This is a genomic window from Staphylococcus sp. EG-SA-17 (assembly GCF_017151845.1).
Classification (GTDB): Bacteria; Bacillota; Bacilli; order Staphylococcales; family Staphylococcaceae; genus Staphylococcus; species Staphylococcus aureus.
In genome coordinates this window covers 47,504-62,068 of the sequence record NZ_JACVZO010000003.1, presented here as the reverse complement: position 1 = coordinate 62,068, position 14,565 = coordinate 47,504, and the positions used below count along the sequence as shown (strand labels likewise).

The following is a 14,565-nucleotide window of genomic DNA, read 5'->3' as shown; positions in this document are numbered from 1 at the left end:
GACAAATACATGGCTCGTAGAGAAGAAGAGACGAAAGAATTTGAAGAACGCGTTGTTACAATCAACCGTGTAGCAAAAGTTGTAAAAGGTGGTCGTCGTTTCCGTTTCACTGCATTAGTTGTAGTTGGAGACAAAAATGGTCGTGTAGGTTTCGGTACTGGTAAAGCTCAAGAGGTACCAGAAGCAATCAAAAAAGCTGTTGAAGCAGCTAAAAAAGATTTAGTAGTTGTTCCACGTGTTGAAGGTACAACTCCACACACAATTACTGGCCGTTACGGTTCAGGAAGCGTATTTATGAAACCGGCTGCACCTGGTACAGGAGTTATCGCTGGTGGTCCTGTTCGTGCCGTACTTGAATTAGCAGGTATCACTGATATCTTAAGTAAATCATTAGGATCAAACACACCAATCAACATGGTTCGTGCTACAATCGATGGTTTACAAAACCTTAAAAATGCTGAAGATGTTGCGAAATTACGTGGCAAAACAGTAGAAGAATTATACAATTAAGGAGGGAAAACTAGTTATGGCTAAATTACAAATTACCCTCACTCGTAGTGTTATTGGTCGTCCTGAAACACAACGTAAAACTGTTGAAGCTTTAGGTCTTAAAAAGACTAACAGTTCAGTAGTTGTTGAAGATAACCCTGCTATTCGTGGGCAAATCAACAAAGTTAAGCACTTAGTAACAGTAGAAGAAAAATAATCAAGGAGGTGCCGAAATGAAATTACATGAGTTAAAACCGGCAGAAGGTTCACGTAAAGAACGCAATCGTGTTGGACGTGGTGTTGCGACAGGTAACGGTAAAACAAGTGGTCGCGGACACAAAGGTCAAAAAGCTCGTTCAGGCGGTGGTGTAAGACCAGGATTTGAAGGTGGTCAATTACCATTATTCCGTCGTTTACCAAAACGTGGTTTTACTAACATAAATCGTAAAGAATATGCTATTGTTAACTTAGACCAACTTAATAAATTTGAAGATGGTACTGAAGTAACTCCAGCTTTATTAGTAGAATCTGGTGTTGTTAAGAATGAAAAATCTGGTATCAAAATACTAGGTAATGGTTCACTTGATAAGAAATTGACAGTGAAAGCTCATAAATTCTCAGCTTCAGCAGCAGAAGCTATTGATGCTAAAGGTGGAGCACACGAGGTGATCTAATGATTCAAACCCTTGTGAACTTCTTTAGAACAAAAGAGGTTCGTAACAAGATTTTCTTCACACTAGCAATGTTAGTAATTTTTAAAATAGGGACTTATATACCAGCTCCAGGAGTAAATCCTGCAGCTTTTGATAATCCCCAAGGTTCTCAAGGTGCCACTGAGTTATTAAATACTTTTGGTGGCGGAGCCTTGAAACGATTTTCTATTTTTGCAATGGGTATTGTACCCTACATCACTGCATCAATCGTAATGCAATTATTACAAATGGATATTGTCCCTAAATTCTCAGAATGGGCAAAACAAGGTGAAGTAGGTAGAAGAAAGTTAAATAACGTTACTCGTTATTTAGCAATTTCTTTAGCATTTATCCAATCTATAGGTATGGCATTCCAATTTAATAATTATCTCAAAGGTGCGCTGATTATCAATCAGTCAATTATGAGTTATTTATTAATAGCACTAGTTTTGACAGCAGGAACTGCTTTCTTAATATGGCTTGGTGATCAAATCACTCAGTTCGGTGTTGGTAATGGTATTTCTATTATCATATTTGCGGGTATTTTATCAACGTTGCCAGCCAGTCTAATTCAATTTGGACAAACTGCGTTCGTTGGGCAAGAAGATACATCATTAGCATGGTTGAAAGTATTAGGACTTTTAGTGTCACTGATACTATTAACTGTAGGTGCTATTTATGTACTTGAAGCCGTTCGTAAAATTCCGATTCAATATGCTAAGAAACAAACTGCTCAAAGATTAGGTTCACAGGCAACTTATCTACCTTTAAAAGTGAACTCAGCCGGTGTTATTCCTGTAATCTTTGCAATGGCGTTCTTCTTACTGCCTAGAACATTAACGTTGTTCTATCCAGATAAAGAATGGGCACAAAACATTGCGAATGCTGCAAATCCTTCAAGTAATGTTGGTATGGTTGTATATATTGTACTAATTATACTATTCACATACTTCTATGCATTTGTACAAGTTAATCCGGAAAAAATGGCTGATAACCTTAAGAAACAAGGTAGCTATGTTCCAGGCATTAGACCTGGTGAACAAACCAAAAAATATATTACTAAAGTTTTATATCGTTTAACTTTTGTAGGTTCTATCTTCTTAGCCGTTATTTCAATTCTACCGATATTAGCAACTAAGTTTATGGGATTACCACAATCAATTCAGATTGGTGGTACAAGTTTACTTATCGTTATTGGTGTAGCGATTGAAACAATGAAATCTTTAGAAGCTCAAGTATCTCAAAAAGAATATAAAGGCTTTGGTGGTAGATAATTTTAGGAGGGCACTTATGAATATCATTTTGATGGGTTTACCTGGCGCAGGTAAAGGAACTCAAGCAAGTGAAATTGTCAAGAAATTCCCAATACCCCACATTTCAACTGGTGACATGTTCAGAAAAGCTATAAAAGAAGAAACTGAATTAGGTAAAGAAGCTAAGTCTTATATGGACCGTGGCGAATTAGTTCCTGATGAAGTGACTGTAGGTATCGTTAAGGAAAGAATTTCTGAAGACGATGCAAAAAAAGGCTTTTTATTAGATGGCTTCCCAAGAACAATCGAGCAAGCTGAGGCATTAAATAATATTATGTCTGAGCTTGACAGAAACATTGATGCTGTCATCAATATCGAAGTTCCGGAAGAAGAATTAATGAACCGTCTTACAGGTCGTCGAATCTGTGAGTCATGTGGTACAACGTATCATCTTGTATTTAATCCTCCGAAGGTCGAAGGTATTTGTGATATCGATGGTGGTAAATTGTATCAACGAGAAGATGATAATCCTGAAACGGTAGCTAATCGTTTGAGTGTTAATATTAAACAATCTAAGCCTATTTTAGATTTCTATGATCAAAAAGGTGTATTGAAAAATATTGATGGTTCAAAAGATATTAGCGACGTTACCAAAGATGTCATTGATATTTTAGATCATTTGTAATAGATCAACTTTTAGCGGTCTATTTTAAGTGAGGCATGATTTAATCATATTAGATAGATGAGAGTGGCAATTAACGATAATTAATTCCCGTAATTTTTGTTTAACTTATAAAATTAATCACTGATAGATTCGTAACAATAAAGTTGTCTATTGACGATTACCTTACTATTGCAAAAAGGGGGAAGTTAATCAATGGCTAAACAAGATGTAATTGAATTAGAAGGTACTGTATTAGATACTTTACCGAACGCAATGTTTAAAGTAGAATTAGAAAATGGTCATGAGATTTTAGCTCACGTAAGTGGTAAAATCAGAATGAATTACATTCGTATTCTACCTGGCGACAAAGTAACTGTTGAGATGTCTCCGTACGATTTAACACGCGGAAGAATTACTTATCGTTATAAATAATCGTCACTCCATAATATAGGGAGGTATAAAAATGAAAGTAAGACCATCAGTAAAACCTATTTGCGAAAAATGTAAAGTCATTAAACGTAAAGGTAAAGTAATGGTAATTTGTGAAAATCCAAAACACAAACAAAGACAAGGTTAATAAAAGAGAGGTGTAAATTAATATGGCACGTATTGCAGGAGTAGATATTCCACGTGAAAAACGCGTAGTTATCTCATTAACTTATATATACGGTATCGGTACGTCAACTGCTCAAAAAATTCTTGAAGAAGCTAACGTATCAGCTGATACTCGTGTGAAAGATTTAACTGATGACGAATTAGGTCGCATCCGTGAAGTTGTAGACGGTTATAAAGTCGAAGGTGACTTACGTCGTGAAACTAACTTAAATATCAAACGTTTAATGGAAATTTCATCATACCGTGGTATCCGTCACCGTCGTGGTTTACCAGTTCGTGGTCAAAAAACGAAAAACAACGCGCGTACTCGTAAAGGACCAGTTAAAACGGTAGCTAACAAGAAAAAATAATAGGTAAAGGAGGCAAATTTTAAATGGCACGTAAACAAGTATCTCGTAAACGTAGAGTGAAAAAGAATATTGAAAATGGTGTAGCACACATCCGTTCAACATTCAACAACACTATTGTAACTATCACTGATGAGTTCGGTAATGCTTTATCATGGTCATCAGCTGGTGCATTAGGATTCAAAGGATCTAAAAAATCAACACCATTTGCAGCACAAATGGCTTCTGAAACTGCATCTAAATCAGCTATGGAGCATGGTTTAAAAACAGTTGAAGTAACAGTTAAAGGACCTGGTCCAGGTCGCGAATCAGCTATTCGTGCATTACAATCTGCAGGTTTAGAAGTAACTGCGATCAGAGACGTTACTCCAGTACCTCATAACGGTTGTCGTCCACCAAAACGTCGTCGTGTATAATTTATGATGGTATTGTTACAGGTCACTGAGCAAACATTTTAAATTAAGTCGACGTATATAAGGAGGATATTTAAATGATAGAAATCGAAAAACCTAGAATTGAGACAATTGAAATTAGTGAAGATGCTAAATTCGGTAAGTTCGTTGTTGAACCACTAGAACGTGGCTACGGTACTACACTAGGAAACTCCTTACGTCGTATCCTACTATCTTCATTACCAGGTGCAGCCGTTAAGTATATTGAAATTGAGGGAGTTTTACATGAATTCTCAGCAGTAGACAATGTAGTTGAAGATGTTTCTACAATTATTATGAACATTAAACAATTAGCATTGAAAATTTACTCTGAAGAAGATAAAACTTTAGAAATTGATGTACGTGATGAAGGCGAAGTAACAGCAAGCGACATTACACATGACAGTGATGTTGAAATTTTAAACCCAGAGCTTAAAATTGCAACAGTATCTAAAGGTGGTCACTTAAAAATTCGTCTAGTTGCTAACAAGGGTAGAGGTTACGCATTAGCAGAACAAAATAATACTAGTGATTTACCAATTGGTGTAATCCCTGTTGATTCATTGTATTCACCTGTTGAACGTGTGAACTATACTGTTGAAAATACACGTGTAGGTCAAAGCAGTGATTTTGATAAATTAACATTGGATGTTTGGACTAATGGTTCAATCACACCACAAGAATCAGTTTCATTAGCAGCAAAAATAATGACTGAACACTTGAATATCTTCGTTGGTCTTACTGATGAAGCGCAAAACGCTGAAATCATGATTGAAAAAGAAGAAGATCAAAAAGAAAAAGTATTAGAAATGTCTATTGAAGAATTAGACTTATCTGTACGTTCATATAACTGCTTAAAACGCGCAGGAATCAATTCTGTTCAAGAGTTAGCTGACAAATCTGAAGCTGACATGATGAAAGTGCGTAATTTAGGTCGTAAATCTTTAGAAGAAGTTAAATACAAATTAGAAGATTTAGGATTAGGATTAAGAAAAGAAGATTGATAAAGGAGGTTAACTCATGGGTTACAGAAAATTAGGTCGTACTTCTGATCAACGTAAAGCTATGTTACGTGACTTAGCTACATCACTTATTATTAGTGAACGTATTGAAACTACAGAAGCTCGTGCAAAAGAAGTTCGCAGTGTTGTTGAGAAATTAATCACTTTAGGTAAAAAAGGAGATTTAGCTTCTCGTCGTAATGCAGCTAAAACTTTACGTAATGTTGAAATCTTAAACGAAGATGAAACTACACAAACTGCACTTCAAAAATTATTTGGTGAAATCGCAGAGCGTTACACAGAACGTCAAGGTGGTTACACTCGTATCCTTAAACAAGGCCCTCGTCGCGGTGACGGTGCTGAATCAGTAATTATCGAATTAGTATAAGAATTTATATAAATACACTAACTACTTTTATATAAAGCAAATGAGTGCAACGATAATGTTTGCCACATACAAATATTGTCTAGCTCAGAGTACCCCATCAACTAAATAAAGATTTAAAGCGTGAACTCAACAAACTTATGATGGGGTGCGCGCTTTTTTATTGTATAAGCTATCGGACTTTTGAACAGAAATGTTTACAAGTCCGATTTCTTTATATCTACTTTTTTGAGTGTGAATCTAAAAATATGATCAAGCTAGTTTGATCAATTTCTCTAGAACTGAATGAAGTGAAAGTACTATCGTTGAATCAAACGCGGCCAACCCTATGTTAGTAAATCATTTATTTTATTAACGTTTATTCATAATTGTTAGAGAGGAATAAATGTCCTTATCATTAGTTGTTAAACAACCCTTTAATGATTAGAAATGAGTCAGAAAATACTAGTAATATATAGCAAACCCAGTCAATGTCATATACAGCGATTTATAAATATTGTAAAATATGATAGATACACGAATCGTAAAGGAGAGAGACAAGTGGAGGATAAGAATTCAGTTATTGTATTTAAAAATGTTTCATTTCAATATCAAAGTGATGCATCCTTCACATTGAAAGATGTTTCTTTTAATATACCTAAAGGTCAGTGGACATCTATTGTTGGTCATAACGGTTCTGGAAAATCTACAATTGCCAAGTTAATGATTGGCATAGAGAAAGTTAAATCTGGAGAAATTTTTTATAATAATCAAGCTATAACAGATGATAATTTTGAAAAGTTAAGAAAAGACATAGGAATTGTATTTCAGAATCCGGATAATCAATTTGTTGGTTCAATTGTAAAATACGATGTGGCATTTGGACTCGAAAATCATGCGGTTCCACATGACGAAATGCATAGAAGAGTCAGCGAAGCACTTAAACAAGTTGATATGTTAGAACGTGCAGATTATGAACCTAATGCATTATCTGGGGGCCAGAAGCAGCGTGTGGCTATAGCAAGTGTATTAGCACTTAACCCCTCTGTCATTATATTAGATGAGGCGACTTCTATGTTAGATCCTGATGCACGTCAAAATTTATTGGATTTAGTGAGAAAAGTTAAATCAGAACATAATATTACAATCATTTCTATTACGCATGATTTATCTGAGGCGATGGAAGCAGATCATGTTATCGTTATGAATAAAGGGACTGTATATAAAGAAGGTACAGCGATTGAAATTTTCGACCATGCAGAAGAGTTAACAACAATAGGTTTAGATTTGCCATTCCCAATCAAAATAAATCAAATGCTGGGATACCAAACATCATTCTTAACTTATGAAGGGCTGGTGGATCAACTATGACTATACGCTTTGACAATGTAAGTTATACCTATCAAAAAGGGACACCATACCAGCATCAAGCTATTCATGATGTTAATACAGAATTTGAACAAGGTAAATATTACGCCATCGTTGGACAAACGGGTAGTGGTAAATCAACATTGATACAAAATATTAATGCACTGTTAAAGCCAACTACTGGGACAGTTACAGTTGATGACATTACTATTACACATAAGACCAAAGATAAATATATTAGACCTGTAAGAAAAAGAATTGGAATGGTATTTCAATTTCCCGAATCTCAATTATTTGAGGACACAGTAGAGCGTGAAATGATATTTGGACCTAAAAACTTTAAAATGAATTTAGATGAAGCCAAAAACTATGCCCATCGTCTGTTGATGGATTTAGGTTTTTCAAGAGATGTAATGTCACAATCACCATTTCAAATGTCAGGTGGACAAATGCGTAAAATAGCGATTGTATCGATATTGGCAATGAATCCTGATATTATCGTGGTTGATGAACCCACAGCAGGACTTGATCCACAAAGTAAACGACAAGTAATGCGATTACTAAAGTCACTACAAACAGATGAAAATAAGGCAATTATCCTAATTTCACATGATATGAATGAAGTCGCGCGTTATGCAGATGAAGTCATCGTTATGAAAGAAGGTAGTATAGTGTCGCAAACATCACCAAAAGAGCTCTTCAAAGATAAAGAAAAATTGGCGGATTGGCATATTGGTTTGCCAGAAATTGTTCAGTTACAATATGACTTTGAACAAAAACATCAAACAAAATTAAAAGATATTGCCTTAACTGAAGAAGCATTTGTAAGCTTGTATAAGGAGTGGCAACATGAAAAATAAATTGATTATAGGGCGATATTTACCAATTAATTCTTTTGTTCATCATCTTGATCCAAGAGCAAAGTTAATGTTTGTTTTTCTTTTTATTATATTAATATTTTTCTGTCATTCACCATTAACATATCTTTGGGTGTTTGCACTTATATTATTCTTTATGAGATTAGCAAAAATTCAATTATGGTTCCTAATCAAAGGTTTAACGCCAATATTTTTCTTTTTAATCTTCACATTAATGATGCATATATTTTTAACTAAAGGTGGATATGTATTAGTTGAATGGCATGGCATCACGATTGAAACTAATGGTATTTTAGAAGGGCTATATATATCACTGCGTTTAATTGGTATTGTGATGATTGCAACAATTATGACACTATCTACAAGTCCAATTGATTTAACAGATGCGTTTGAAAGATTACTTGCACCACTAAAGATGTTTAAATTACCAGTTCATCAATTAAGTATGATAATGTCCATTGCGTTACGATTCATCCCGACGTTAATGGATGAGTTAGATAAAATCATTTTGGCGCAAAAGTCGCGTGGCTCTGAAATAAGTTCAGGGAACATTGCAACACGTATTAAATCATTTATTCCATTACTAGTGCCACTATTCATCTCAGCTTTCCAACGTGCAGAAGAATTAGCGGTTGCAATGGAAGTTAGGGGTTATGATGCCAATGTTCAAAGAACGAGCTACAGACAGCTTAAATGGCAATTGAGAGATACATTATCTTTAATCATGATTATCCCATTTGCAATTATTTTATTCGTATTAAAATATTCAGGAGTGTAAATTCATGCGTATATTAGTAGAAATTGCGTATCAAGGAAATAATTTTCTAGGTTTTCAAATTCAACAAAATGGTCGAACGGTACAGCAACAATTTGAAAAGCTATTACAACGCATGCATAAAAGACATGTGAGAATCCATCCTTCAAGTAGGACTGATAGAGGTGTACATGCGATACAGCAATACTTTCATTTCGACACAGAGCTGAATATACCTATGTCACAATGGCAATATGCAATGAACCGAACGTTACCTGATGATATTTATGTCAACAATGTAGTTACAGTCGATGACGATTTTCATTGTCGTTACGATTGTGTTGGTAAACGCTATCGATATAAAGTATATCAAGCACAACACCGCGATCCATTTCAAAGTGGTTTGAAAACATTCATTCCTGAAACGTTGGATTTAGATAAAATGAACAGAGCGGCACAACAATTCATAGGTACACATGATTTTACGGGTTTTTGTTCGCAAAAAACTGAAGTAGAAAGCAAAGTTAGAACATTATACCAAAGTGAAATTGTGAAAACCGATGATGGCTTTGATTATATTGTCACTGGATCTGGATTTTTATATAACATGGTGCGTGTCTTAGTTGCATTTTTAATAGAAGTCGGAAAAGGGCGTCACGAAGTATCTGATGTACCAAAACTTCTTGAATCAAAGAATCGTAAGAATGTACCTTTTACTGCACCGGCTGAAGGATTATATTTAGAGAAAATTTATTTAGATGAAAATGAGTTATTAAAAGACTTTGGTAACGATATCAAAATACATCGTAAAAAATCATTACAAAATGACTGATTGCCATTGACAAAAAGCTTGTGAAATTATAAGATTATTAACGGTATTGTTTTATATCCACCCCACGATAAGCCCCGGAAACTTATTGTGTTACAAGATATATAAGCAGAAACGAACAACAGTTAACAAAATAAATGAAATTAAACGTTTTAAAAATGAAACAAATGAAATCATCTATTAGGTTATGAAACTGTTTATAGCTTGAATAGAAGCATTTATTTTTTAGGAGGACAATTATTATGCGTCAAACATTTATGGCAAATGAATCAAACATTGAGCGCAAATGGTATGTTATCGATGCTGAAGGCCAAACATTAGGTCGTTTATCATCAGAAGTAGCATCTATCTTACGCGGTAAAAATAAAGCAACTTACACACCACACGTTGATACTGGTGATTATGTAATCGTTATTAATGCATCAAAAATCGAATTTACTGGTAACAAAGAAACTGACAAAGTTTACTACCGTCACTCAAATCACCCAGGTGGTATCAAATCAATCACTGCTGGTGAATTAAGAAGAACTAATCCAGAACGTTTAATTGAAAACTCAATTAAAGGTATGTTACCAAGCACTCGTTTAGGCGAAAAACAAGGTAAAAAATTATTTGTATATGGTGGCGCTGAACATCCACACGCTGCACAACAACCAGAAAACTACGAATTACGTGGTTAATTAGAAGGAGGAAATGACTTTGGCACAAGTTGAATATAGAGGCACAGGCCGTCGTAAAAACTCAGTAGCACGTGTACGTTTAGTACCAGGTGAAGGTAACATCACAGTTAATAACCGTGACGTACGCGAATACTTACCATTCGAATCATTAATTTTAGACTTAAACCAACCATTTGATGTAACTGAAACTAAAGGTAACTATGATGTTTTAGTTAACGTTCATGGTGGTGGTTTCACTGGACAAGCTCAAGCTATCCGTCACGGAATCGCTCGTGCATTATTAGAAGCAGATCCTGAATACAGAGGTTCTTTAAAACGCGCTGGATTACTTACTCGTGACCCACGTATGAAAGAACGTAAAAAACCAGGTCTTAAAGCAGCTCGTCGTTCACCTCAATTCTCAAAACGTTAAGCTGCAACTGTTGCGAACTTGTTCGTTTACAGATGGAGTTCGCAAATTGCGTCAGCAATTTGTGTTCAACTGAAGAAACGTTTACAACACTCTTTGGATTATTCCAAAGAGTGTTTTTTGTATTTTTATAGAGTCATTTAGACACCATTTAGTTACCCCTAGGGAACTAATTTGTTTCAATTCTGCTTAAAATTCAATGATATGAAACTTTAGGAAACCATATGAAATGACCTTGTTTTTCTTTGGGATTCGTACGACAAGTAGATAGAGGTTGTAATGATATTCGATAGATATCGTATTGAATGTTTGCAAACTGAGGTTGAAGGACAGCTTTCGAGTAAAAAGGAAAATTTTCGAGTAACTCAAAAGAAAAATATAAAAAAATCATGAGAAACCAATGATATCAAGCGTTTTGTGAGCTTTCGAGTAAAGAGGATAATTTTCGAGTAACTCAAAAGAAAATACTAAAAAATCATGGGAAATCATTGATATCAAGGGTTTTGTGAGCTTTCGAGTAAAGAGGCGGATTTTCGAGTAGTATTATTTAATAAGAATTACAGGTTAAATAAAATACCTACTAATCAGAAGGTGACAGAGATTGTAGAATTTCTATCAGATGGAAAGTTAGCAAGTAGGCTAGAAATTCAAGAAACAATGGGACTTCAAAAAAGTTATACATCTGAGTTAATTGCTGAACTGAAGAAGTTAGAGATTATCGGATCTGAAGGTAGAGGTCCGGGAACTAGATATTATTTAATTAGAGACTAATAAATTCATCAAGTGATAACCGGACGATAACCTATTGATATACATAAAAACATTGATAAATCAATATATTTACGACCGGACGATAACCGGACGATACGAGAGTATATACCACCGGACAGCAGTTTATTTAGTTACCCTTTAGTTACCCCGGAGTGATATTTGGTGCAATACTATGCAATCGAAAAAATCAGAAATCCTATAATATCATGCCTTAAGACAATATATGCAACTATACGAAACCCTAAAGTAAATCAGGTCTTAAAGCAGCTCGTCGTTCACCTCAATTCTCAAAACGTTAATTGTCGGACGATATATACACAAAACACCTCGATGTTATGTCGAGGTGTTTTTTTGCGTTTGTGTGGGGAATATGAAAAGTATGTAGTATAAATGAACGTTCCTTTATTTAATGTCTCAGGAATAGAATAAATTCAACTATGAATTATTGATTTACACGTATAATTTGTACATGCTTACACAATCAAAAGTGTACATTATTAAATTGTCATTTAGCTTGCGGAGGACGGACGATAACCGGTCGATAATGTTCTAATCATAGTGGTTCAAGGGAAAGGGCTATCGGATGAAAACCGGACGATAACTCAAGAACCATGATTTAAGAGTGTTATCAAAATAAGGAGTGACTTAATTGAAAGATTCTATATTTTGGAAGAAAGCTTTTATTCCTGTTTATTTTATTGTTGCGATGCTGGTGTTTCTACTTTTTAGGTTTTATATTAAAACAGACAACTTTTCTATGTATTTAATGATTATCTTCTTAATTTGTTTAGGAACTGCATCTATCATTTATAACTATAAAAACAATCGATAAATATAAGTATGAAATGAATAAGTCACAATTAGATCTAAGTCTTGCTGTGGCTTTTTTTATCGAAATGACAATTTCATGTTGCTATAAAACAGCATTTTCAAACCGTCATAAAACAACATTTTCAGCCCGTCATAAAACAACATTTTCAGCCCGCCATAAAACGACAATTTCAAACCGCCATTGACTAAACACCTCATTCCCAAATATGCTAACAATCCTCCACATCAATCAATCCGACATTCTTCATTATCACACTGCACAAAATCTACTCATGCATTTTTGGAATACTTAGTATTACAAATAACGATTTTTATTCATCTTACAAAGGATATATAATGTACTGAAGGCAATTTTTATGTATTACAAATCTAATCGTACATGTAAAATTTTGAAAAACATCATTAATTTTGCGTAACTATCATTAGATTACAAATCACAATGCAATTACATGTAATACACATCTACACATCACATTTGAAGGGAAATGAATATAAATGACTGATAAAAAGTACACTGCAGCCGATATGGTTATTGATACTTTAAAAAATAATGGGGTAGAATATGTTTTTGGTATTCCGGGTGCAAAGATAGACTATCTATTTAATGCTTTAATTGATGATGGTCCTGAACTTATTGTCACGCGTCATGAACAAAATGCCGCAATGATGGCGCAAGGTATTGGAAGATTAACAGGCAAACCTGGTGTAGTACTTGTTACAAGTGGCCCTGGTGTAAGTAATTTAACGACTGGACTATTAACAGCTACATCTGAAGGGGATCCTGTATTAGCGTTAGGTGGCCAAGTGAAACGTAATGATTTATTACGATTAACGCATCAAAGTATTGATAATGCTGCGCTATTAAAATATTCATCAAAATACAGTGAAGAAGTACAAGATCCTGAATCATTATCAGAAGTTATGACAAATGCAATTCGAATTGCTACTTCAGGAAAAAATGGCGCAAGTTTTATTAGTATTCCGCAAGACGTTATTTCTTCACCAGCTGAATCTAAAGCGATATCACTTTGCCAAAAACCAAATTTAGGAGTACCGAGTGAACAAGATATTAATGATGTCATTGAAGCGATTAAAAATGCATCATTTCCTGTTTTATTAGCTGGTATGAGAAGTTCAAGTGCAGACGAAACAAATGCCATTCGCAAATTAGTTGAGCGCACGAATTTACCAGTTGTAGAAACATTCCAAGGTGCAGGTTTAATTAGTCGTGAATTAGAAAATCATTTCTTTGGGCGAGTGGGTTTATTCCGTAATCAAGTTGGTGATGAATTATTACGTAAAAGTGATTTAGTTGTTACAATCGGTTATGATCCTATAGAATATGAGGCTAGTAACTGGAATAAAGAATTAGATACGCAAATAATCAATATTGACGAAGTTCAAGCTGAAATTACTAATTATATGCAACCGAAAAAAGAGTTGATTGGTAATATTGCTAAAACGATTGAAATGATTTCTGACAAAGTAGATGAACCATTTATAAATCAACAACATTTAGATGAATTAGAACAGTTAAGAGCGCATATTGATCAAGAAACTGGTATTAAAGCGACACATGAAGAAGGCATCTTACACCCAGTTGAAATTATAGAATCTATGCAAAAGGTATTAACTGATGAAACAACAGTGACAGTTGATGTTGGTAGTCACTATATTTGGATGGCACGTAATTTCAGAAGTTACAATCCAAGACATTTATTATTTAGTAACGGTATGCAAACACTTGGTGTAGCATTACCGTGGGCAATTTCAGCTGCACTTGTACGCCCTAATACGCAAGTTGTATCCGTTGCTGGCGATGGAGGCTTTTTATTTTCATCACAAGATTTAGAAACGGCCGTACGTAAAAATCTAAACATTATTCAACTTATTTGGAACGATGGAAAATATAACATGGTTGAATTCCAAGAAGAAATGAAATATAAACGTTCATCAGGTGTCGACTTCGGTCCTGTAGATTTCGTAAAATATGCTGAATCATTTGGCGCAAAAGGTTTACGAGTTACTAATCAAGAAGAATTAGAAGCGGCAATTAAAGAGGGGTATGAAACAGATGGCCCAGTATTAATTGATATACCTGTAAATTACAAAGATAATATCAAACTTTCAACAAATATGTTACCTGACGTATTTAACTAAAATACAGATAAATGTTAATGAGGAGTGGG

General features: G+C 34.6%; 20 protein-coding genes and 1 pseudogene. 20 read left to right on the top strand and 1 reads right to left on the bottom strand.

The genetic code is table 11. The features are described 5' to 3' along the window. Positions 1–9: 9 nt before the first annotated feature. The 19 genes from rpsE (at position 10) to IDG65_RS02210 (ending at position 12,377) form a co-directional block, all read left to right on the top strand. Entirely contained in the window at positions 10–510 is a 501-nt protein-coding gene (gene rpsE, locus IDG65_RS02300; protein WP_000113851.1) for a 30S ribosomal protein S5, read from the top strand. A 16-nt stretch (positions 511–526) separates the two neighbouring features. Next, complete coding sequence (rpmD, locus tag IDG65_RS02295) at positions 527–706, top strand: 50S ribosomal protein L30 (protein ID WP_001096577.1); 180 nt, start codon at positions 527–529, stop codon at positions 704–706. Positions 707–722: 16 nt separating this feature from the next. After that, positions 723–1,163, top strand: coding sequence for a 50S ribosomal protein L15 (gene rplO, locus IDG65_RS02290; RefSeq protein WP_000766074.1), 441 nt, complete (start codon positions 723–725; stop codon positions 1,161–1,163). Further along, a complete protein-coding gene (gene secY, locus IDG65_RS02285; protein ID WP_000616784.1) occupies positions 1,163–2,455 on the top strand; it encodes a preprotein translocase subunit SecY in 1,293 nt (430 codons plus the stop codon). The genes rplO and secY overlap by 1 nt, the downstream gene beginning before the upstream one ends. 16 nt (positions 2,456–2,471) lie before the next feature. Beyond that, complete coding sequence (locus IDG65_RS02280; protein WP_001021468.1) at positions 2,472–3,119, top strand: adenylate kinase; 648 nt, start codon at positions 2,472–2,474, stop codon at positions 3,117–3,119. A gap of 192 nt (positions 3,120–3,311) precedes the next feature. Next, on the top strand, positions 3,312–3,530 hold the full coding sequence (gene infA / locus IDG65_RS02275; RefSeq protein ID WP_001118443.1) for a translation initiation factor IF-1: 219 nt from the start codon (positions 3,312–3,314) through the stop codon (positions 3,528–3,530). A gap of 31 nt (positions 3,531–3,561) precedes the next feature. Next, entirely contained in the window at positions 3,562–3,675 is a 114-nt protein-coding gene (gene rpmJ / locus IDG65_RS02270) for a 50S ribosomal protein L36 (RefSeq protein ID WP_000868342.1), read from the top strand. 22 nt (positions 3,676–3,697) lie between these two features. Further along, the gene (gene rpsM / locus IDG65_RS02265) at positions 3,698–4,063 is read left to right on the top strand and encodes a 30S ribosomal protein S13 (protein ID WP_000090796.1); all 366 of its coding nucleotides are present in this window, start codon (positions 3,698–3,700) and stop codon (positions 4,061–4,063) included. Between the two features lie 23 nt (positions 4,064–4,086). Continuing rightward, entirely contained in the window at positions 4,087–4,476 is a 390-nt protein-coding gene (gene rpsK / locus IDG65_RS02260) for a 30S ribosomal protein S11 (protein WP_000101625.1), read from the top strand. A gap of 74 nt (positions 4,477–4,550) precedes the next feature. Then, on the top strand, positions 4,551–5,495 hold the full coding sequence (locus tag IDG65_RS02255) for a DNA-directed RNA polymerase subunit alpha (protein ID WP_000569649.1): 945 nt from the start codon (positions 4,551–4,553) through the stop codon (positions 5,493–5,495). A gap of 16 nt (positions 5,496–5,511) precedes the next feature. Then, a complete protein-coding gene (gene rplQ, locus IDG65_RS02250) occupies positions 5,512–5,880 on the top strand; it encodes a 50S ribosomal protein L17 (RefSeq protein WP_000542274.1) in 369 nt (122 codons plus the stop codon). 537 nt (positions 5,881–6,417) lie between these two features. Further along, on the top strand, positions 6,418–7,227 hold the full coding sequence (locus tag IDG65_RS02245) for an energy-coupling factor transporter ATPase (RefSeq protein ID WP_000389655.1): 810 nt from the start codon (positions 6,418–6,420) through the stop codon (positions 7,225–7,227). Further along, positions 7,224–8,084 carry an energy-coupling factor transporter ATPase gene (locus IDG65_RS02240; protein WP_000155383.1) on the top strand — a complete coding sequence of 287 codons (861 nt, stop codon included), beginning with the start codon at positions 7,224–7,226 and terminating at the stop codon, positions 8,082–8,084. Before IDG65_RS02245 ends, IDG65_RS02240 begins: the two co-directional genes overlap by 4 nt. After that, a complete protein-coding gene (locus tag IDG65_RS02235) occupies positions 8,074–8,880 on the top strand; it encodes an energy-coupling factor transporter transmembrane component T family protein (protein ID WP_000791618.1) in 807 nt (268 codons plus the stop codon). The genes IDG65_RS02240 and IDG65_RS02235 overlap by 11 nt, the downstream gene beginning before the upstream one ends. A 4-nt stretch (positions 8,881–8,884) precedes the next feature. Then, positions 8,885–9,688, top strand: coding sequence for a tRNA pseudouridine(38-40) synthase TruA (gene truA / locus IDG65_RS02230; RefSeq protein ID WP_001221857.1), 804 nt, complete (start codon positions 8,885–8,887; stop codon positions 9,686–9,688). A 239-nt stretch (positions 9,689–9,927) separates the two neighbouring features. Further along, a complete protein-coding gene (gene rplM / locus IDG65_RS02225; RefSeq protein WP_001250036.1) occupies positions 9,928–10,365 on the top strand; it encodes a 50S ribosomal protein L13 in 438 nt (145 codons plus the stop codon). A 19-nt stretch (positions 10,366–10,384) separates the two neighbouring features. After that, a complete protein-coding gene (gene rpsI, locus IDG65_RS02220) occupies positions 10,385–10,777 on the top strand; it encodes a 30S ribosomal protein S9 (protein WP_001790547.1) in 393 nt (130 codons plus the stop codon). A 588-nt stretch (positions 10,778–11,365) separates the two neighbouring features. Further along, complete coding sequence (locus IDG65_RS02215) at positions 11,366–11,545, top strand: hypothetical protein (protein WP_000136272.1); 180 nt, start codon at positions 11,366–11,368, stop codon at positions 11,543–11,545. Between the two features lie 649 nt (positions 11,546–12,194). Beyond that, a complete protein-coding gene (locus IDG65_RS02210) occupies positions 12,195–12,377 on the top strand; it encodes a hypothetical protein (RefSeq protein WP_000655245.1) in 183 nt (60 codons plus the stop codon). Here the strand turns inward: IDG65_RS02210 and IDG65_RS02205 are convergent. Beyond that, positions 12,359–12,639: pseudogene (locus tag IDG65_RS02205) on the bottom strand (hypothetical protein). The gene IDG65_RS02210 and the pseudogene IDG65_RS02205 sit on opposite strands and share 19 nt — an antisense overlap. Positions 12,640–12,871: 232 nt before the next feature. Here IDG65_RS02205 and alsS point away from each other — a divergent pair. Next, positions 12,872–14,536 (top strand): acetolactate synthase AlsS, encoded by a 1,665-nt coding sequence (alsS, locus tag IDG65_RS02200; protein WP_000130134.1) that lies wholly within the window; start codon positions 12,872–12,874, stop codon positions 14,534–14,536. Positions 14,537–14,565 lie beyond the last annotated feature (29 nt).